The sequence below is a fragment of the Nocardia sp. No.11 genome (assembly GCF_038752175.1).
GTDB lineage: Bacteria > Actinomycetota > Actinomycetes > Mycobacteriales > Mycobacteriaceae > Nocardia > Nocardia canadensis.
The window spans coordinates 43,474-63,394 of sequence record NZ_JBCGFB010000029.1 but is presented as its reverse complement, the minus strand read 5'-3'; the positions used below and the strand labels follow the sequence as shown (position 1 = coordinate 63,394).

The 19,921-nt window shown below is 71.1% G+C and carries 20 protein-coding genes; 7 read left to right on the top strand and 13 right to left on the bottom strand.

Annotation, left to right across the window (positions count from 1 at the left end; genetic code table 11):
• Together V8688_RS12155 and ddaH are read right to left on the bottom strand one after the other, a co-directional pair.
• On the bottom strand, positions 1 to 1,014 hold a 1,014-nt coding region (locus V8688_RS12155), incomplete at its 3' end, for a low temperature requirement protein A (protein WP_342800817.1).
• Positions 1,015 to 1,050: 36 nt separating this feature from the next.
• Positions 1,051 to 1,935, bottom strand: coding sequence for a dimethylargininase (gene ddaH / locus V8688_RS12150; protein WP_342800816.1), 885 nt, complete (start codon positions 1,933 to 1,935; stop codon positions 1,051 to 1,053).
• A gap of 137 nt (positions 1,936 to 2,072) precedes the next feature.
• Between ddaH and V8688_RS12145 the strand changes: the two genes are divergently transcribed.
• The 5 genes from V8688_RS12145 (at position 2,073) to V8688_RS12125 (ending at position 6,112) form a co-directional block, all read left to right on the top strand.
• Positions 2,073 to 2,510 (top strand): Lrp/AsnC family transcriptional regulator, encoded by a 438-nt coding sequence (locus tag V8688_RS12145; RefSeq protein ID WP_218718291.1) that lies wholly within the window; start codon positions 2,073 to 2,075, stop codon positions 2,508 to 2,510.
• A 48-nt stretch (positions 2,511 to 2,558) separates the two neighbouring features.
• On the top strand, positions 2,559 to 3,194 hold the full coding sequence (locus V8688_RS12140; protein ID WP_218718292.1) for a precorrin-8X methylmutase: 636 nt from the start codon (positions 2,559 to 2,561) through the stop codon (positions 3,192 to 3,194).
• On the top strand, positions 3,191 to 4,738 hold the full coding sequence (locus tag V8688_RS12135; protein WP_218718293.1) for a precorrin-2 C(20)-methyltransferase: 1,548 nt from the start codon (positions 3,191 to 3,193) through the stop codon (positions 4,736 to 4,738). Before V8688_RS12140 ends, V8688_RS12135 begins: the two co-directional genes overlap by 4 nt.
• A gap of 165 nt (positions 4,739 to 4,903) precedes the next feature.
• The gene (locus V8688_RS12130) at positions 4,904 to 5,425 is read left to right on the top strand and encodes a ubiquitin-like domain-containing protein (RefSeq protein WP_218718294.1); all 522 of its coding nucleotides are present in this window, start codon (positions 4,904 to 4,906) and stop codon (positions 5,423 to 5,425) included.
• 144 nt (positions 5,426 to 5,569) lie between these two features.
• Positions 5,570 to 6,112, top strand: a complete 543-nt coding sequence (locus V8688_RS12125; protein WP_218718295.1) for a PadR family transcriptional regulator — start codon at positions 5,570 to 5,572, stop codon at positions 6,110 to 6,112.
• A gap of 5 nt (positions 6,113 to 6,117) precedes the next feature.
• On the opposite strand, the gene V8688_RS12120 is transcribed toward V8688_RS12125, so the two are convergent.
• The 3 genes from V8688_RS12120 to V8688_RS12110 form a co-directional block, all read right to left on the bottom strand.
• Positions 6,118 to 6,882 carry a cobalt-precorrin-6A reductase gene (locus tag V8688_RS12120; RefSeq protein WP_218718348.1) on the bottom strand — a complete coding sequence of 255 codons (765 nt, stop codon included), beginning with the start codon at positions 6,880 to 6,882 and terminating at the stop codon, positions 6,118 to 6,120.
• Positions 6,883 to 7,132: 250 nt separating this feature from the next.
• Positions 7,133 to 8,386 carry a precorrin-6y C5,15-methyltransferase (decarboxylating) subunit CbiE gene (gene cbiE, locus V8688_RS12115; protein WP_342800815.1) on the bottom strand — a complete coding sequence of 418 codons (1,254 nt, stop codon included), beginning with the start codon at positions 8,384 to 8,386 and terminating at the stop codon, positions 7,133 to 7,135.
• On the bottom strand, positions 8,365 to 9,117 hold the full coding sequence (locus V8688_RS12110) for an SDR family NAD(P)-dependent oxidoreductase (RefSeq protein ID WP_218718297.1): 753 nt from the start codon (positions 9,115 to 9,117) through the stop codon (positions 8,365 to 8,367). The genes cbiE and V8688_RS12110 overlap by 22 nt, the downstream gene beginning before the upstream one ends.
• Before the next feature lie 98 nt (positions 9,118 to 9,215).
• On the opposite strand from V8688_RS12110, the gene V8688_RS12105 reads away from it, so the two are divergent.
• Positions 9,216 to 9,614: a TIGR03618 family F420-dependent PPOX class oxidoreductase gene (locus V8688_RS12105; RefSeq protein WP_342800814.1), complete on the top strand. Its 399-nt coding sequence runs from the start codon at positions 9,216 to 9,218 to the stop codon at positions 9,612 to 9,614.
• 10 nt (positions 9,615 to 9,624) lie between these two features.
• On the opposite strand, the gene V8688_RS12100 is transcribed toward V8688_RS12105, so the two are convergent.
• Positions 9,625 to 10,752 (bottom strand): Xaa-Pro peptidase family protein, encoded by a 1,128-nt coding sequence (locus tag V8688_RS12100; RefSeq protein ID WP_218718299.1) that lies wholly within the window; start codon positions 10,750 to 10,752, stop codon positions 9,625 to 9,627.
• Between the two features lie 119 nt (positions 10,753 to 10,871).
• Here V8688_RS12100 and V8688_RS12095 point away from each other — a divergent pair, with 119 nt between their 5' ends.
• Positions 10,872 to 11,843 (top strand): 5'-3' exonuclease, encoded by a 972-nt coding sequence (locus V8688_RS12095; RefSeq protein WP_316575160.1) that lies wholly within the window; start codon positions 10,872 to 10,874, stop codon positions 11,841 to 11,843.
• A 58-nt stretch (positions 11,844 to 11,901) separates the two neighbouring features.
• Here V8688_RS12095 and V8688_RS12090 read toward each other — a convergent pair whose 3' ends face one another.
• The 7 genes from V8688_RS12090 to V8688_RS12060 form a co-directional block, all read right to left on the bottom strand.
• Entirely contained in the window at positions 11,902 to 12,630 is a 729-nt protein-coding gene (locus tag V8688_RS12090) for a DUF4333 domain-containing protein (protein ID WP_218718301.1), read from the bottom strand.
• Positions 12,631 to 12,749: 119 nt separating this feature from the next.
• Positions 12,750 to 15,446 (bottom strand): RNA helicase, encoded by a 2,697-nt coding sequence (locus V8688_RS12085; protein ID WP_218718302.1) that lies wholly within the window; start codon positions 15,444 to 15,446, stop codon positions 12,750 to 12,752.
• A 3-nt stretch (positions 15,447 to 15,449) separates the two neighbouring features.
• Entirely contained in the window at positions 15,450 to 16,403 is a 954-nt protein-coding gene (gene tatC, locus V8688_RS12080) for a twin-arginine translocase subunit TatC (RefSeq protein WP_218718303.1), read from the bottom strand.
• Positions 16,404 to 16,498: 95 nt separating this feature from the next.
• Positions 16,499 to 16,765: a Sec-independent protein translocase subunit TatA gene (tatA, locus tag V8688_RS12075; protein ID WP_218718304.1), complete on the bottom strand. Its 267-nt coding sequence runs from the start codon at positions 16,763 to 16,765 to the stop codon at positions 16,499 to 16,501.
• Positions 16,766 to 16,857: 92 nt separating this feature from the next.
• A complete protein-coding gene (locus tag V8688_RS12070) occupies positions 16,858 to 17,886 on the bottom strand; it encodes a 2-dehydropantoate 2-reductase (RefSeq protein ID WP_342800813.1) in 1,029 nt (342 codons plus the stop codon).
• Entirely contained in the window at positions 17,883 to 18,866 is a 984-nt protein-coding gene (locus V8688_RS12065; protein WP_342800812.1) for a YafY family protein, read from the bottom strand. Before V8688_RS12065 ends, V8688_RS12070 begins: the two co-directional genes overlap by 4 nt.
• Entirely contained in the window at positions 18,863 to 19,858 is a 996-nt protein-coding gene (locus V8688_RS12060) for a YafY family protein (protein ID WP_218718307.1), read from the bottom strand. The genes V8688_RS12065 and V8688_RS12060 overlap by 4 nt, the downstream gene beginning before the upstream one ends.
• Between the last annotated feature and the right edge of the window lie 63 nt (positions 19,859 to 19,921).

The following is a 19,921-nucleotide window of genomic DNA, read 5'->3' as shown; positions in this document are numbered from 1 at the left end:
CCCGCCCAGACCGCAGACCAGGAAGAACGCCGCGGCGCCGCCGCCGAGGGCCCAGCCGATGCCCGCGGGCAGGTGCCCGGACGGATGCGCGGCCACCAGCCCGAGCCCGGCCGCGACGGTGGCCACCGCCACGCTCAGCGCGCAGTGGGTGGCCATCACCCGATGCCGGGTCACGTCGATGGTGGCGGTCGAGGCGTCCATCATCCGCGGCACGAACCCGTAGTGCAGCGTCAGGCCCCACATGCCGAGCAGGCACAGAAAGGCGCAGACCCCGATCACCGCGACCGGCACGGTCCACTCCTCCACCGCCACCGCCGCGATCACCGAGATCACGCCCTCACCGAGCACGATGATCAGGTATTGACCGAGGCGCTCGCCCAGATGCCCCGGATCCGCGTGCAGCATCTGCAGGCGCGGCAACCGACGACGCGGCGGCCGGGGCGCGCCCGGACGACGACGGCGCACTCGGGCGCGCACCCGTCGCTGCGTCTCGAGCATCAAGCGTTCGGCGTCGACGGTGAACATCACCCACAGGTCGATCGCGAGGCCGACACCCCACAGCACGAACTTCCACGGCGCGGGCACCCACAGCGAGATCACCCACGGCAGCGTCCCTGAGCCGATCTGCGCGATCGGCCAGTCCACCACCACCTGGCCGCGTCCCCACTCCGAGGACGACGCGATCCGGACCAACACGTAGATCGCGGCGAAGACGTTCGCGTGCTGGTCGGGCATCCCGTCGACCGAGGCCATCATCACGCACAGGCCGAACATGCAACCGAACACCAGCGCGGTGCGCGCCTGCTCGCCCGCGACGTTGCTGTACACGGTGACACAGGCCCACACCACCCAGAACGCGAGCGAGAGCAGCACGTACAGGCCGAACTCGCTCAGCGAGGGACCCCGGTGCAGCAGGTGCGTGAGCTGGCCGATCCCCGCGACGGCGACGAGATCGAAGAACAGTTCGGTCCAGCTGGCGCGCCGTTCCGCCGTGGTCTCCTCCGGGTGTGCCACCCGGACAGTATGTGGCCGGTGCGCGCCCGGTCCCGGCTACCCGGCGGTCGTGTCGCGGCGGGTGTGCAGCTCCAGCACACAGCACTTCACGCCGCCGCCGCCCTTGCGCAGTTCGGACAGGTCGACCGGCACCGGCGCGAAACCCCGTTCCCGGAGGGCCGCGATGAGACCGGTGGCGCCCGGGTCGAGGAAGACGTGGTGACCGTCGCTGACGCCGTTGAGGCCGAACGAGAGCGCGTCGTTCTCCTCGGCCAGGATCGCGTCCGGGTAGAGCGCGGCCAGCACGTCGCGGGCGGCCGGACCGAACGCGCCCGGGTAGTAGGCGATGGTCGAGTCGTCGAGCACCATCAGCGCGGTGTCGAGGTGATAGAAGCGCGGATCGATGAGTTCCAGCGACACCACCGGCAACTCGAAGTACCGCTCGACCTCGGCGTGCGCGGACAGCGAGCAGCGGAAGCCGACCCCGGCCAGGATCCGTCGGCCGGCGAAGGCGAAATCGCCCTCGCCCTCGTTGGTCTCGGCCGCGGGCGCGAGCGCGCGCAGTTCCCTGGCCGCGAACCAGCGATGGAACGCCGGGCCCTCGGCGGCCCGTTCGGGGTGGGCGAAGCGGGCCGAGAGCGCGTGCCCGCCGATCACGATCCCGCTGTTGGCGGCGAACACCATGTCGGGCAGGCCGGGCTCGCCGGGCACGGTCTCCACGGTGTGCCCGTGGTCCTCGAGCACCGCCCGCAGAATCTCCCACTGGGCCAGCGCGCGGGCGCGGTCCACGGGCGCGGCGGGATCCATCCACGGATTGATCGCGTAGGCGACCGCGAAGTGGTCGGGCCTGCACATGACATAGCGGCGCGGGGTGGCGACCCGCGCGGGCGCCGGGGCGACCCGCGCGGACGGGGTGGCGCGAAGAGGGGCTGCGGCGGTCATCAGGACTCCCGGTGGCTGCGCGGATCGATAGTTCCTACGAAGGTAAATGTGCGCGCGTTGCACGGGGAACACCGATTCGTTGCGCATTTCGATGCCAGAATGGAGAAATCTTGTGTTTCGCCGGGCGAAGGAGTGACGTGGACGATATCGATCGGCGCATCCTGTCGGTGCTGCTCACCCACGCGCGCGCCTCGTTCCAGGAGATCGGCGCGGTGGTCGGGCTGTCGGCCCCGGCGGTGAAGCGGCGGGTGGACAAGATGGTCGCCAGCGGGCAGATCACCGGGTTCACCGCGCAGGTGAATCCGGCCGCGCTGGGCTGGACGACCGAGGCGTACGTGGAGGTCTACTACCGCGACAACATCTCCCCCGCCGAGCTGCGCCGCACCCTGGAACCGATACCGCAGGTCGTCGGGGTGTGGACGATCGCGGGCGAGGCCGACGCGCTGGTGCACGTGATGGCCACCGACATGGCCGAGATCGAGGTGACGGTCGAGCGGATCAGGGAGAACGCGCGCGTCGGCCGCACCCGCAGCTCGCTGGTGATGTCCCGCATCCTCGAGCGGCCGCGCACCTGAAGCACCGCGACGGAAAGGCGGTCGGACACAGGTTCTAGGGTTGTCCGCATGTCCGATGTGCGTACCAGCTACCTCACCGACGGGGCCGAGATCTATCGGCGCTCGTTCGCGACGATCCGCGCCGAAGCCGACCTGGCCGGTTTCCCCGCCGATGTCGAGCGGGTCGCGGTGCGCATGATCCACGGCTGCGGGCAGGTCGATCTGGCCGCCGACATCGCCTACTCGCCCGGCGTGGTCGCCGCCGCGCGCGCCGCGCTGCACGCGGGCAAGCCGATCATCTGCGACGCGAACATGGTCGCCTCGGGCGTCACCCGCAAGCGCCTGCCCGCCGACAACGCGGTGCTGTGCAACCTCACCGACCCACGGGTGCCCGCGCTCGCCGCCGAGCTGGGCAACACCCGGTCGGTGGCCGCGCTGGAACTGCTGCGCGATCAGCTCGACGGCGCCGTGGTCGCCATCGGCAACGCCCCCACCGCGCTGTTCCACCTGCTCGACATGCTCGACGCGGGCGCGCCGACGCCCGCCGCGATCATCGGCATCCCGGTCGGCTTCATCGGCGCCGCCGAATCCAAGCAGGCGCTCATCGACTTCGGCGGGATCGAATACCTCACCGTACGTGGCCGTCGCGGTGGCAGCGCGATCACCGCCTCGGCCCTCAACGCGATCGCGAGCGAACAGGAATGAGCGAGATCAGCACCGGCAAACTGTGGGGCATCGGCCTGGGCCCCGGCGATCCCGAACTGGTGACGGTGAAGGCGGCCCGCCTGATCACCGCCGCCGATGTGGTGGCCTTCCACAGCGCCCGGCACGGTCGCAGCATCTCGCGCGGAATCGCGGAGCCCTACCTGCGCCCGGGCCAGATCGAGGAGCACCTGGTCTACCCGGTGACCACCGAGACCACCGACCATCCCGGCGGCTATCAGGGCGCGATCGACGAGTTCTACGAGCAGGCCGCCGCCCGGCTCGCCGTGCACCTGGCCGCCGGGCGCTCCGTGGCCCTGCTGGCCGCCGGTGACCCACTGTTCTACAGCTCCTACATGCACATGCATCGCCGGCTGGCCGACCGGTTCGAGGCCGAGATCGTCCCCGGCATCACCTCGGTCAGCGCGGCGTCGGCGGCGCTGGGCACCCCGTTGGTCGAAGGCGAGCAGGTGCTCACCGTGCTCCCGGGCACGATGCCGGTCGAGGAGCTCACCCGCCGGCTGCGCGATACCGACGCCGCCGCGATCATGAAGCTCGGCCGCACCTATCCCGGTGTGCGCCAGGCACTGTCGGACTCCGGCCGACTCGACGACGCCTACTACGTGGAGCGGGCCAGCAGCACCCGCGAACGGGTGATGGCCGCCGCCGACGTCGACGCGGCCGACGTGCCCTACTTCGCGATCACCCTGGTGCCCGGTCCGGCACCGACGACGCCGATCGTCGCCCGCGACAAGGCCGCGCGCGCCACCGAGGCCACCCCGGCCGCTCCCGCGACGGCGGGCGAGGTCGTCGTGGTCGGGCTCGGCCCCGGCGACACCGCGTGGACGACACCGGAGGTCACCACCGCACTGGCCGAAGCGACCGACCTCGTCGGCTACACCACCTACATCGACCGCGTGCCCGTGCGGCCGGGTCAGCGCAGGCACGCCAGCGACAACAAGGTCGAATCCGAACGGGCCGCCATGGCGCTGGATCTGGCCAAGCGGGGCGCCAGGGTCGCGGTCGTGTCCTCGGGCGATCCCGGGGTGTTCGCGATGGCCGCCGCGGTCCTCGAGGTGTCGGCCGAGCCGCAGTTCGAGCAGGTGCCGGTGCGGGTCCTGCCCGGCCTGACCGCGGCCAATGCCGTCGCGAGCCGGGTGGGCGCGCCGCTCGGGCACGACTACGCGATGATCTCGCTCTCCGATCGCCTCAAGCCGTGGGACGTTGTCGCCCAGCGTCTTTCGGCCGTCGCGGCCGCCGATATGGCGATCGCCATCTACAACCCGGCCTCCTCGCAACGCCGCTGGCAGGTGGGCGCTATGCGCGATGTGCTGCTGGCGCACCGGGCGCCGGAGACGCCGGTGGTGCTCGGGCGCGATGTCGGCGGGCCGACCGAGTCGGTCCGGGTGATCACCCTCGGCGAGCTCGATCCCGACGAGGTCGACATGCGGACGCTGCTGATCATCGGCTCGTCGACCACCGCCGCGTTCCAGACCAGGGAGGGCACCCGCGTGTTCACCTCCCGGCGCTACGGCACGACCGTCTAGCACGGCCGCCCGCCACGAGGACACCCGCGAGGTCAGCCGGATCCCGGGTGTGCGGTGGCACACTGGGGTGCGGCGGGCCCGTCCCGCCATGGCACAAGCGTGACATCTCGTTTCCTGGTTCGATTCCCCAACGCGTCCTCGCGGACGATGAAAGGACTCACCACGATGAGAGTTCAGCACCACGCACGTCGCACCACTTCCTTACGCCACGCGGTGGCGACCGGACTGACCGCAGTGGTACTGGCCGCGCCGGTCGCGGCCCTGGTCGTCCCCGCCATCGCGTCGGCACAGCCCGCACCACCGCCTCCCAGCGCACCCGCGACACCCGGCGCCCCCGCGACACCGGGCGAATCCGCGGCACCGGGTGAATCCTCGGCTCCCGGGGTATCGGGAGCGCCCGCGGCCCCTGCTGCGCCCGCCTCGCCCGGTCTGCCCGGCGCGCCCGCGGCACCGATCGCGGAGTCGCTCACGCTGGCGGTCACGAACGCCGACGGGGCCGGTTTCGCGGTCACCGTCGACGCGGCGGCGCCCGTCGACACCCTGAAGGTGCTCGTCGAGGAGCAGACCGGCATCCCCGTGGAGCAGCAGCGACTGCTGGTCGACGGTGACGTCGAGCTCGTCGACGGCACCTCGCTCGCGCAGTACCAGCTCGGCGACGGCGACACCGTCACCCTCGCCTCGCGCTGATCGAGCCGCGCGGCGGTGACCCGCACGACGGTCGACCGGGTCACCGCCGCACCGGCGAACACACCGCAACACCTGCGGTCTTGGTGGACAGCGCACCCAGGCGTAACATTCCACTTAGGAATGTCGTTCGAAGGGAGTTGACCGTTGACCGATACCGCGACTCGACGCCGCCCGCTGAACTCCACCGCGGCCTCGCTACTGGGGTTCCTGCACGAAGGCCCGATGTCGGGCTGGGACCTCGCGACCCAGGCCCAGCAACGGATCGGCGACTTCTGGACGATCACCCAGAGTCAGGTCTACCGCGAGCTGACCACCATGGACGCCGCCGGCCTGGTGACCAAGGGCGAACGCGGCGCCAGGGAACGCACGCCCTACCGGATCACCGACACCGGCCGCGAGGCCTTCGCCGAATGGATCGCCCGCGATCCCGGCGCCGAGACGATCCGGGTGCCGCTGCTGCTCACGCTGTCCTTCGGCGAACATCTCGAGCCGGCGCATCGCGATCGGATCATCGCCGCCAACAAGAACATCCACCAGGATCGGCTCGACCGCTACCTCGACGAGGACCCCACCGCGCTCGCCCCGCACCAGCGCGCCACCCTCGAATTCGGCATCGCCTACGAACGGGCGGTCCTGCACTGGTTCGACCAGCTCCCGCACATCTTCACCGGGCCGCGACCGCAGTGAGCGACTCAGCGCACCCGAGGTGACGCGGCGTCGTGCAGCCAGTCCACGGCGGCGCCGACCTCTTCCACCGTCACCGCGCCCGCGGGCAGCGGCGGCCGGTCGATCATCACCACCGGCAGGCCCGCCGTGCGGGCCGCGAAGATCTTCGCCTCGGTCTGCTCGCCACCGCTGTTCTTGGTGACCAGCACATCGATCCGGTGCCGGGACATCAGCACCAGTTCGTCGTCGAAGGTGAACGGCCCCCGGGCCAGCAGCAATTCGTAGCGCGGGGGCAGTGGTGCCGCGGGTGCGTCGATCGAGCGGATGACGAACCGGTGCCGCCCGCAGCCGGCGAAGGCGCCGACGCCCTGCCTGCCGATGGTGAGCAGCACCTGTTCGCCGTGCTCGGCCAGCGCGGCGGCGGCCGACCTCAGATCGGGCACCCGCGTCCACAGGTCACCGCGACGCTGCACCCATTCGGGGCGCCGCAGGTGCAGCGCGGGGATGCCGAGATCGTCCGCCGCGGTCGCCGCATGCGAGCTGACCTGCGCCGCGAAGGGATGGGTCGCGTCCACGACGGCGTCGATCGCGTTCTCGCGTAGCCAGGTTCGGAGGCCCTCGACACCACCGAACCCACCTATGCGCACCGGACCGACGGGCAACCGCGGCTGGGCGACCCGCCCGGCGAGGGAGGACACGATATCGAGTCCCCGTTCACCGGACGCGATCCGCGCCAGCTCCCGGGCCTCGCCCGTGCCGCCGAGGATCAGGACCCTCAGAACTGCCCGCAGACGTCGGCCGAACCCGCCTCGACCAGCAACGGGCGCGCGGGTGCGGTGAACTTCGCGTACTTCATGTCACTTCCCATCATGAAAAAAGAGAACCGGCGGGATTTACCCGGAACGGCCACGACCCTACCCCCGAGGCACGCTTCTTACACCTTCGGTTCGTAACTTTCAGGGCGTCGGGACCCTGCGTGAACGCCGTCACCGTGATCTGCGCGTGATTTGTCCGTGATCGGAAATTCCGGGTCGCGCGCCGCTAACCAGCGGGTTTTGTGACGATCCACTGGGCGACCGGGAGGTGCGGCCGCCACGCGGTGAACCCACCGAGCGGTTCACCCCGGTAGATCTGGAATTTCCGCAGGGCGCCGCCGTGGGTGGCGGTCCAGTCCAGCAGCTGCGCTTCCGATTCCGCGGTGACCGCGTTGGCGACCAGGCGACCGCCCGGACGCAGCCGCTGCCAGCACTGCTCGAACACGCCGTCCTGGGTGAGCCCGCCGCCGAGAAATATCGCGTCCGGTGCCGGGAATTCCCGCTGGGCAAACTCCGAGCGCACCTCGCCCCCGACCGTTATTCCGGGAACGCCGAGCGCGGCGGCATTCACCGCGATCTGTTCGCGGCGCGCGGGGAGCCGTTCGAAGGTGACGGCCCGGCACAGCGGATGGGTGCGACACCATTCGATCGCGATGCTGCCGGAGCCACCGCCGACATCCCACAGCGTCTCGCCGGGCGCCGGGGCCAGCGCGGTGACCGTCAGGGCCCGGACCTCGGCTTTGGTGAGCTGACCGTCGCCGCTGAAGGCGGAGTCGAGCAGGCCGGGCAGGCGGGTGTCCCGACGGCCGCCGGGCTCGGCGACGCAGTCGATCGCGACGACGTTGAGCGGGTCGCCGTGCGGATGGGCCCAGCGTGCCGCGGTGCCGGTGACCACCCGTTCGGCGGGCCCGCCCAGCTGTTCGAGCACGGTGAGCGTGGACGCGCCGAACCCGTTGTCGCGCAACAACCGCGCCAGCAGCGGCGGCGTGGACTCGTCCTGGCTGAGCACCAGCACTCTGCGGCCCTCGGCCAGTTCGGGCAGCACCGTGGGCAACGGCCGGGCAACCACGCTCACCACGGGGACCTCGGCCAGCGGCCAGCCCAGCCGGGCACACGCCAGCGACGCCGAGGACGGCTGCGGAAACACCCGCAGCGACCGCGCGCCGAAGCGGCGGGCCAGGGTGACACCGATGCCGTAGAACATGGGGTCGCCGCTGGCGAGCACGCCGATGCGCCGATCGGCGTTGCGCGCGAACAACTCCGGCAGGGCGGGCAGCAGCGGACTCGGCCACGGCACCGCTTCGGCGTCGCCCGGCGGGAGCAGGGCCAGCTGACGCGGCGAACCGAAGACGACCTCGCACGCGGCGATGGCGGTGCGCGCCGGCTCACCGAGCCCGGACCAGCCGTCGGCGCCGATGCCGAGGACGACGATCGGGGAACCCGCCCAGGCCGACTCGGTCACCGCGGCATCCGGCGCCACACGAACCGCGGCATCAACCGCATCACGAAGAACATCACCGCGAGCCTGCCGGGCACCGCCACGGAGGTCTTGCCCTTGCCCAGGGCACGCACGACGGCGTCGGCGACCTGACCGGGGGTGCTGGCCATCGGCGCGGGTTCCATGCCGGTGGTCATCCGGCCGATCACGAAGCCGGACCGGACCAGCAGCAGCTGGACGCCGGTGCCGTGCAGGGCGTCACCGAGCCCGCTCGCGAAGCCGTCGAGTCCCGCTTTGGCCGAGCCGTAGACGTAGTTGGCGCGGCGCACCCGCACTCCGGCGATGGAGCTGAACACCACGATCTGCCCGGCGTCCTGGGCCCGCAGCAGCGTCGCGAGCGTGGTCAGGATGCTGACCTGGGCGACGTAGTCGGTGTGCACGACCGCGACCGCGTGCGCCGGATCCTGTTCGGCGCGTGCCTGATCGCCGAGCACGCCGAAAGCCACCACGGCCGTGCCGATGCCGCCGTGCTCGGCGGCGATCTTCTCCAGCAGCGGGGCGTGCGTGGCGGTGTCGTCGGCGTCGAATTCCACGGTGTGCACGGCGGTCGCGCCGGCCGCGCGTACCTGCTCGATCTCGGCGTCCAGCGCGCCGGACCGGCGGGCGGCCAGGATCACCACCCGTCCGGGCGCCAGTCGGCGCGCCACCTCGACGCCGATCTCACTGCGCCCGCCCAGGACCAGCACGGGTCCCTCGTTCTGCTGCGTTCCCATGGGCTCAGTCTGTCATCCGCCGCCGAGGCGGGACATCGGGTGGCCGGAGCCCAAACCCGTGCGGCGCGACGCCGATCGCCCCGACTACCGTTTCCCCCATGCCGACCGCCACGACACAGCTCTCCCCCGCCGCCCTCGACTTCGTCACCGAGCGGCACCTGGCCACCCTGACGACCCTGCGCGCCGACGGCACCCCGCACGTGGTCGCGGTGGGCTTCACCTGGGATCCCGACAGCGGGATCGCGCGAGTGATCACCGACGGCGCGTCGGTGAAGGCGCGCAACGCCGCACGGGGCGGATACGCGGCGGTGAGTCAGGTCGAGGGGCCGCGCTGGCTCACCCTCGAAGGACCGGCGACCGTGCTCACCGAGGCCGACGACGTGGCCGAGGCCGTGCGCCGCTACACCGCCCGCTACCGGGTGCCACGGGAGAACCCGACCCGTGTCGTGGTGGCGATCCAGGTGCGCCAGGTGCTGTCGTCGAGCACCCTGAAGTAGCCCGCGCCGCCTACAGGACGGTCAGACCGTGCGGGCGGTTGTTCATCGACTCGGCGCCGTCGGCGGTGACGACCACGATGTCCTCGATCCGGGCGCCCCACTTCCCGCGGAAGTAGATGCCGGGTTCGATGCTGAACGCCATGCCCGGTTCGAGCACCAGGTCGTTGCCCGCCACGATATAGGGCTCCTCGTGCACCGACAGGCCGATGCCGTGGCCGGTGCGGTGCACGAAGGCGTCGCCCAGGCCCGCGTCGGCCAGCAGGGTGCGCGCGGCCGCGTCGATGGACTCCGCGGTCACCCCCGGGCGTACCGCGGCCACCGCGGCGGCCTGGGCGGCCTCGAGCAGCGCCATCTGCTCGGCGACCTGCTTGCTCGGCGACCCGAGCACGTAGGTGCGGGTGGAGTCGGAGAAGTAGCCGGGTTCGACGGGGCCGCCGATATCGATGACGACGACGTCCCCCGCCTCGATCACCCGGTCGGAGACGCCGTGGTGCGGGTCGGCGCCGTGCGGGCCGCTGCCGACGATGACGAACGCCGCCTCGGTATGGCCCTCCTCGACGATGGCGGCGGCGATGTCGGCGCCCACCTCGACCTCGGTCCGGCCGGGACGCAGGAATTCGCCCATCCTGGCGTGCACCCTGTCGATGGCGGCGCCCGCCCGGCGCAGCGCCTCGATCTCGGCCTCGTCCTTGATCATCCGTGACTGCCGCAGCACCGGCGTCGCCGAGGCGGGCAGGCCGGTGGTCGATTCCGCGAGCGGGATCAGGTGCAGCGCGGGCATGGCGTCGGCGACGGCGATGCGCGAGCCGGCGTGCAGGGTCGAGCGCACCAGCTGATACGGGTCGACGCCGTCGACCCAGTCCAGGATCTGCAGACCGAGCTCACCGGCGGCCGAGCCGTCGAGCGAGGCCAGCTCGAGTTTCGGGATCACCACCGACGGCGTCGAACCGTCGGCGGGAATCACCAGGCAGGTGAGCCGTTCGAAGGATTCGGCGGCCGATCCGATGAGGTACCGCAGATCGGGACCCGGGGTGATGAGCAGGGCGTCCAGATGCGCCGCGCGCATCAGTTCGACCGCCCGCTCCAGCCGCTGACCGTAGACATTCGCCGCGAACCTGGCATCCGTGTGCGCGCTCATAGGATCCGACGTTACCCGCCGCGGGCGCACGGGCCCAGGACGGCGTGATTCTCCCGGGCACCGGACGCGCGTGCCGCGCGGCGGGCGCCGGACGGAGCTTTCGGGGCACAATCGACCCCGTGACCGCTGACCAGACCTCCCGTGGGCCCCTGCTGATCCTCGACGGCGCCAGCCTGTGGTTCCGCGCCTACTACGCGATCCCCGACAAGCTCAGGGCCGACGATGGACGCTCGGTGAACGCGCTGCGCGGATTCACCGACATGGTGGCTTCGCTGATCACCAAGCACCGGCCGAGCAGGTTGGTGGTCGGGCTCGACCTGGACTGGCGGCCGCCGTTCCGGGTGGCGCTGGTGCCGTCGTACAAGGCGCACCGGCTCGACACCAGCTCCGGCGCGGCACCGGGCGCCGAGGAGGTGCCCGACACGCTCACCCCACAGGTCGAGATGATCCTCGAGGTGCTCGCGGCCGCCGGGATCGCCACCGGCGGGGCCGAGGGGCTCGAAGCCGACGACGTGCTCGGCACGCTGGCCAGCCGGGAACGCACCGATCCGGTGGTCGTCGTCAGCGGTGACCGCGATCTGCTGCAGCTGGTCCGCGACGAGCCCGCGCCGCCGGTGCGAGTCCTCTACGCGGGCCGCGGCCTGGCCAAGGCCGAACTGTTCGGCCCCGTCGAGGTGTCGGCGAAATACGGTGTGCCGGAACAGAACGCGGGACCCGCCTACGCCGACATGGCGACCCTGCGCGGCGACGCCTCCGACGGACTGCCCGGTGTCGCCGGCATCGGCGACAAATCCGCCGCGCAGCTGATCTCGAAGTTCGGTTCGCTCGACGCCCTGCTGGCCGCGGTCGACGATCCCGGATCCGACCTCGCCAAGGGGGTGCGGGCGAAACTGGTTGCGGCCCAGGACTACCTGAAGGTCGCCGCGCCGGTCGTGCAGGTGGTGCGCGATGCCGAGGTGATCCTGTCCGGGCCCGACACGCTGCCCGCGACCCCGGCCGACCCCGATCGGCTGCTCGCCCTGGCGAGCGCCTACAACGCCGAGAGCCCGATCACCCGGCTCGTCACCGCGCTGACGGCGGCCCACCGCTGACACGACGCCGGGCCGCCCGCGTACCCGCGGACGGCCCGGACATCGTTGGTGCGGCAGCCTAGTTCGGGCGACCGACCTCGTAGGTGCCGTCGTCCTTGGTGATCTTGACGGTGACCTTCTTCGCCTCACCGCTGACCTTCAGATCGCAGGTGAAGGTCGCGTCGACCTTCACCTCCTGACCCGAGGGGCACGACACGTCGGAAACGTCGGCGATGCCGTAGGAGTCCTTCAGCACGCGCGAGACGCCGTCCTGCACGGCGGCGGAGTCGAGTTCGTCGGAGGAGAACACGACCAGGAGCAGACCGACGACGGCGGCGAGCACCAGCACGCCCGCCGCGATCAGACCGATCACCAGGCCCTTGCCCTTGCCGCCGGACGACGGGGGCTGCTGGCCCCACTGCTGCTGACCGGGCTGCTGCGGCTGCTGTCCCCACTGCTGCTGCGGCTGCTGACCCCACTGCTGCCCGGCGTTGGCGCCCTGGGCGTTCCAGTCCTGCGGCGGCGGCTGGGTCTGCCCCCACTGCTGCTGCGGGCCGGTTGGCTGCTGCGGCTGCTGTCCCCACTGCGGCTGCTGGGCAGGCTGCTGCGGCTGCTGACCCCACTGCGGCTGCGGCTGCTGCGCGTTCGGGTCACCCCAGTGCTGGGTGGGCTGGGCCTGCTGCGGCTGCTGCCCACCACCCCAGTGCTGGGTGGGACCGGCGCCACCGGCCCCCTGCTGACCTCCCCAGTGCTGGGTGGGATCGTTGCTTCCCTCCCCTGGGCCATTCGGTCCGTACGGGCCGCTCATCCACTCGCCTCCACTCGCATCGTTGTACATACGGTAGCCCCCCGCGCCAGGCCAGCCGCTTTCGCACGACTCCGCCATCACGGTCGGTACGCCAAGAAATCAAATCACAGACATATCCACTACGCGGCGTCCACCGCAACGACACCCCGCCGAACGGCACGGACCGCCTTGGCGGCGGTGGCCGCGACCTCGGGGTCGTCGGCGGTGTTGTGGATCTGGTCGAGCAGGTCGATGACCTGCCTGCACCAGCGCACGAAATCGCCCGCCGACAGCGGCGTGCCCTGATCGCCACTGGCCAGCAACGCCTCGGCCAATGCGTCGCCGCGAGCCCACTTGTACACGCCGGTGACGAAACCGAGGTCGGGTTCGCGGGTCGGCGGCAGCTTGTGCCGCGCCTCGTCGGAGCGCAGCTGGGTCCACACCTCGATGGTCGCGCCGACCGCCCGGCGGATCGGTTCGGTCGGGCCGGACGCGGTGAGGAACCCGCCTTCCTGGCGCGACTCGTAGACCAGCGTGGAGACCACGGCCGCGAGTTCGGCCGGACCCAGCCCGCGCCACAGCCCCTGACGCAACACCTCGGCGACCACCAGATCGCTCTCGGCGTAGATCCGGGCCAGCCGCCTGCCGTCGGCGGTCACCTCGCCGTGCTCGACGAACCCCCGTTCCTCGAGCAGCCCGACGATCCGGTCGAAGGTGCGCGCCAGCGAATTCGTCGTCGCGGCAACCTTCTGGCGCATCGACTCGGTCTCGCGCGCCAGCCGGGCGTAGCGCTCGCCGGTGCGGCTGAGCTGTTCGCGGTCGGGCCGGTTGTGCGCCGGGTGCGAGCGCAGGCTGCGGCGCAGCGTGGACAGTTCACGGTCCTCGCCGCCGCGCGTGTGATCGTTGCGCCTGCGCCTGCCCGGCGCGGAGATCCCGGTGCTGCGCAGCGCCGAGGCCAGGTCGCGGCGGATGCGCGCGGTGCGGTGATCGACGCGCCGTGGCAACCGCATGTGCCCGAGCGCTTCGGCGGGCACGGGGAAGTCCGCCGCCGAGACCCGGCCCGCCCAGTGGTCCTCGGTGAGTACCAGCGGACGCGGGTCGCCGGGAGTCTGGTCGGGTTCCAGGATCACCGCGAGCCCGGCCCGCCTGCCCGACGGAATCGCCACCACGTCACCGCGGCGCAGTTCGATCAGGGCCTTGACGGCGGCACCGCGTCGATCGGCGCGACCCTGCTGCTGGATCTCGCGCTCGCGCTGCTTGATCCGCTCGCGCAGCGACATGTACTCCATGAACCCGCCGTCGACGCCACCGAGCTGGCTCTCCAGTTTGCGCATCGCGCCCTGGTTGCGTTCGATGCCGCGCACCAGCCCGACGACCGACCGGTCGGCCTGGAACTGGGCGAAGGACCGCTCGAGCAGCGCTCGCGCCTCTTGCGCGCCCATCCGGTCGATCAGATTGATCGACATGTTGTACCCGGGGCGGAAGGAACTGCGCAGCGGATAGGTGCGGGTGGAGGCCAGGCCCGCGACCGCGCTGGTGTCGACCTCGGGCTGCCACAGCACCACCGCGTGGCCTTCGACGTCGATGCCGCGCCTGCCCGCCCGACCGGTGAGCTGGGTGTACTCCCCCGGCGTCAGTTCGGCGTGCGATTCACCGTTGAACTTCACCAGGCGCTCGAGCACGACGGTCCGCGCGGGCATGTTGATGCCGAGCGCCAGCGTCTCGGTGGCGAACACGGCCCGCACCAGGCCCTTGACGAACAGCTCCTCGACGGTGTGCCGGAACGCGGGCAGCATGCCGGCGTGGTGGGCGGCCAGACCGCGGTGCAGCGCCTCGCGCCATTCCCAGTAGCCCAGCACCTCGAGGTCGCCCTTGGGCAGGTCGCCGGTGTGCTTCTCGATGATCTCGTCGATGTGGGCGGCGTCGTCGGGCCTGCTCAGGTCGAGGCGGGCGCGCAGGCACTGGGCCAGCGCGCCGTCGCAGCCCGCGCGACTGAAGATGAAGGTGATCGCCGGCAGCAGGCCTTCCTCGTCGAGGCGAGCCAGCACCTCCGGACGCGGCAGCGGGCGGAAGTTGCCGCGACCACCGCGCCCGCGCGGACCGCCGTAGCCCTGCATCCGGTCGGCGGCCTCGCGCTGGCGGATGAACCGCACCAGGTCCTCGTCGACCAGCACCTTCTGGTCGCTGGACTTGGTGTCGAACAGGTCGAACATCCGCCGGCCGACCATCACGTGCTGCCACAGCGGCACCGGCCTGGTCTCGTCGACCACCACGGCGGTGTCACCGCGCACGGTCTCCATCCACGCGCCGAACTCCTCGGCGTTGGACACCGTCGCCGACAGGCTCACCAGGCGCACGTCCGCCGACAGGTGCAGGATGACTTCCTCCCACACCGCGCCGCGGAACCGGTCGGCCAGGTAGTGCACCTCGTCCATCACGACATAGGACAGTCCCCGCAGCGAATCCGAGGACGCGTAGAGCATGTTGCGCAGCACCTCGGTGGTCATCACGACCACGGGCGCGTCGGGGTTGATCGACTGGTCCCCGGTGAGCAGGCCGACGCTGTCGCGGCCGTAGCGCGCGGTCAGGTCGGCGAACTTCTGGTTCGACAGCGCCTTGATCGGCGTGGTGTAGAAGCATTTGCCGCCCGAGGCCAGCGCGAGATGGACCGCGAACTCACCGACGATCGTCTTGCCCGCGCCGGTCGGGGCGCACACGAGCACGCTGTGCCCGTCCTCCAGCGCCGCGCAGGCGGTCCGCTGGAAAGGGTCGAGATCGAAAGAGATTTCGCTGGCGAACTGCGCCAACTCGTTGGCCCGCGCGGGAGAATCGGTCACCCGTCAGAGCGTATCGGAGTAGTCCGACACCGGGCGTGTGGTTTTCTCCGGGTCGGCGACCGGGTCCGCGGGCCGCACCGGATCCGGCGTGTCCAGCGGGGAGGCTTCCTCGTCCGACAGCGCGCCCCAGCCCTCGTTCACCGCGCGACGGGCCCGGCGGGCGTCGTTGAACCGGGCGAACTGCACCGCCAATTCGAACAGCACCGTCAGCGCGATCGCCAGCGCCAGCATCGAGAACGGGTCCTGCGGGGTGACGATCGCCGCGAAGACGAACAGGCCGAAGATGATGCCGCGCCGCCACGCCTTGAGCTTCACGTACGGCAGCACGCCGACCAGGTTCAGCCCGATGATGACCAGCGGCGTCTCGAAGCTGACGCCGAAGATGATCAGCAGCTGGATGATGAAGCCGAAGTACTGGGTACCACTGAGCGCGGTGATCTGGACGTTGTCACCGATGGTCAACAGGAACGACAACGCGTGCGAGACGACGACGTAGGCCAGCACGGCGCCGGTCACGAACAGCACGGTGCCCGACACCACGAACCCGACCGCGTAGCGGCGTTCCTTGGCGTAGAGGCCGGGGGTGATGAAGGCCCACAGTTGGTACAGCCAGAACGGCGCCGCCATCACGACACCGGCGGTGAAGCCGACCTTCAAGCGCAGCATGAACTGTTCGAAGGGCGCGGTCGCCAGCAGGCGGCAGGCGCCGTCGGGGCTCAGACTCGCCCTGGCCGACTCGGGCAGCGCACAGTACGGTCCGCGCAGGATCTCGCCCAGGCTGTCGATGCCGAAGAACGGGTGCGCGTACCAGAAGAAGCCGACGAGCGTGGTGACCGCGATCGCGGCCAGCGCCAGCAACAGCCGGGTGCGCAGTTCCTGCAGGTGCTCGACCAACGACATGGTGCCGTCGGGATTCGTCCTGCGCTTGCTGCGCCGTGGATCGAATGGAATGCGCATGGTGGGTGGTGGCCTCTAACCCTCGGTCCGGCGGATGCTCGACAACAGCACTCAGCCCCGGAGCGGTTGTCTCGCTCCGGGGGTGAACACCAAGGTCAGGCCGACTTCTGGCCCTGCTGCGGTTCGACGATCGGAGTCTGCGCCTGCGGGGCCGAGGCGGGCAGCTGCTGCTGCGGCGCCGGGGTGGCGGTCGGCGGGGTGGCCGGGGTGGCCGACTCCGACTGCATCTGCCCGACCTCGCTCTTGAAGATCCGCAGCGACCGGCCGAGACCGCGCGCCGCGTCCGGTAGCCGCTTCGCGCCGAAGAGCAGGACGAACAGCAACGCGATGATCAGCAGGTGCGTCCAGCTGAACGTGCCCATTATCAGATACCTCCAAAGACTGTGGTGATTACCGATGCTACCTGCACTCGGACCGTGGTGACCGGTCACCCGCAGCGGTGTTCGCCACGCGTTCAACCCTGGACGGCGGACGCCGCCCCGGTCAGCTCGGCGAACAACCGGCTGCCGGTGAACCGGCGGGTGTCCCCCGATTCGGCTCGGCGGATCAGCTCGGTGAGCCTGCGATTGACCGGTGTCGGCCGCCCGACCATCTCACCGAGGCGCACGATTTCGCCGCACAACCACGCGATTTCCGTCCGCCTGCCCAGGGCGAGGTCGTCGGCCATCGAGGAGCGAGCCAGCGGATCGATGGCCAGGACCCGGCCGAAGACCCGGCGGAAGACGACGTCGGGAACACGCAGCAGATGCACCATGAGTTCCGGCGGGATCGCCGTCAGCTGGGCGGGACGAATTCGCGCAGTGTTCATCACCGCGAGGGCTTCGGCCTGGGCGAGCGCGAGACAGCGCCGGTAGTCGCGCTCGGCGAGTTCCTCGCGCAGCGGCCGCCCGGACAGCGCGTTGATCGGGTTGTTGAGGTTCAGCAGCAGCTTGGCCCACTGCACCGGACGCAGGTCGCGATAGCGACGCAGCGGCAGGCCCGCGGCCCGGAACTGCTCGGCGAACCGGTCGACCACCGGGTCGTCCTGGATCGCGACGACGCCGTCGCTGCCCCGGTGGAAGCGCCCGTTGCCGCGGTGCACCACATTGAACGGGACCATGCCGGGCAGCACGACGCTGGTGCGCAGGATGTCCCGGATCAGGGTGTCGTTGCCGATGCCGTTCTGCAGGCTCACCACCGGCGTGCCGGGGCGCAGCCTGCCCGCGACGGTCCGGACGACCGAGGCGGTGGCGGCGGATTTCACGGTGACCAGGACGAGGTCGGCCAGTTCCGGCTCATCCGGTTCCAGGGCCAGCCCGAAGCGATCCGGCGACACGTCGATCGACCCGCCGTCGAGGTCGGTCAGGTGCAGTCCGTGCTCGGCGATGTCGTCGAGCACGCGCTGGCGGCCGACGAAGATCACGTCCAGCCCGGCCGCGGCCAGATGTCCGCCGATGAAGACCCCGATGCTGCCCGCGCCGAGGACCAGTACTCGCTGGTTCACTCGGTTTCGGTCTCCCCGGGCAGTCCGGCGGCCGCGTAGGCGGCCAGGGCGGCGTCGGCGCGGTCACGCACCGCCGCCACCAGGTCCGGCGGGCCGAGCACGCTGACGCCGGTGCCGAAGCCGAGCAGCAGACGGGCCATCCAGTCGGCGGAGGCGAAGCGCATGCCCGCCTCGATGCTGCCGTCGGGGCGCGACTCGATGCGGTGCATCGGGTACTGGTCGAGCACCCAGGCGTAGTCGGCGCGGATGCGCAGCCGGGCCAGCGGCACGTCGGGGTCGTCCTGGAACAGGTCGAGGGCGGCCGCGTCGGCGGCGGCGTGGCTGGGCGGACGGGCCGGTTCGTCGAGTTCGGTGGCGTCCTCGATCCGGTCGAACCGGAACAGGCGCACGCCCTCGGCCTGCCTGCACCACGCCTGCAGGTAGCTGTTGTTGTCGACGAGCACCACGCGGATCGGGTCGACGATTCGTTCGGAGACCTCGTCGCGGCTGGCCGAGTAGTACACCAGGCGCAGGGCGCGGGCGTCGGCGAGCGCGGCGCGCACGGTGGCGACGACCGGCTGCTCGACGGGCACGGCGGCCGGGGTGCCGGTGACGACGGCGTCGGTGCTGGCGATGGCCGATTCGATCTTGGCGATCGCGGCGTGCGCGGCGGTCGGGTCGACCATGCCCGGCATCTCCACGATCGAGCGCAGCGCGACCAGCAGCGCGGTCGCCTCGGTGGAGGTCAGCCGCAGCGGCCGGTCGATGCCCGCGGAGAAGGTGACCTCGATGCTCTCCTCGGAGAACGACAGGTCGATCAGGTCGCCGGGCCCGTACCCGGGCAGCCCGCACATCCACAACTGATTGAGGTCGCTCATCAGCTGTTTGGTGCTCACCCCGAGCTCGGCGGCGGCCTCGGCGGCGCTGATGCCGGGGTGCGCGAGCAGGTACGGCACCATGTTCAGCAGGCGCGAAAGGCGTAGGGACAGGCGCGAACTCACGACGCCACCTCCGTGTGGTCGAGTACCGACCGTAGCCGGTTCATCACGTCGGCGCGCAGTTCCGGCGGATCCAGCACGAGGACATCGGGACCGAGTCCGGTGATCAGCCGGGCCACCCAGTCGCGGGAGCGGACCGGCACTTCGACGACCGAACCGTCGCGGCCGCCGAGCTCACGGTCACCGAGTTCGGTACCGATGCGACGCAGCTCGCGACCGCGGCCCTTGGCGACCCAGACGGTGGCCGAGCCGGTGACCGGCGCGTCGCCGGTGACCCGGTCGACGATGGCGCGCAAGTCGGCGTCGGCGGGCTTGCGGACCGCGTTGAGCGGTCCGTACGGCGTGACCTCGCCACCGATGCGCGACAACCGGAAGGTGCGCACGGCGTCTCGCTCGCGGTCGTGCCCGACCAGATACCAGCGACCGTGCCGGGTCACCACACCCCAGGGCTCCACATCGCGGGTGACGAACGGATCGGTGATGGCGCTGTGGTGTCCGAACCGCACCGCCTGCCCGGCGTCGATCGCCGCGAGCAACTCGCGCAGCACCGGTTCCGAGCCGCGAGTGCGGGCGGGCACCGCCGGTACCGACACCCCGACGTTGTCCGTCTCGACGGTGACGCCGGCCGCGCGCAGCTTCAACAGCGCGCCCTCGGCGGCGCTCGCCAGCTCGGGCGAGGCCCACATCTGCACGGCGACGGCCACCGCGGCGGCCTCCTCGCTGGACAGGTCGATGTCGGGCAGTTCGTAGGCGTCGCGGTTGATCCGGTAGCCCTCGAGTGTCGAGAACCGCCCCACGGGGCCCACTTCCAGCGGAATGCCCAGATCGCGCAGTTCGTTCTTGTCGCGCTCGAACATCCGGCTGAACGCCTCGTCGGTCGCGGAGTCCTCGTAACCGGCCACGCTGGCGCGAATGCGCTCGGCGCTCAGGAACTGCCGGGTCGACAGCAGCGCGATGACCAGATTCATCAGCCGCTCGACCTTGGATATCGCCACCCGATAGAGGGTAATGGTCGGCCGACCGTCACGGCGCGTCGGCGCACGGTTGCCGACCCCGCG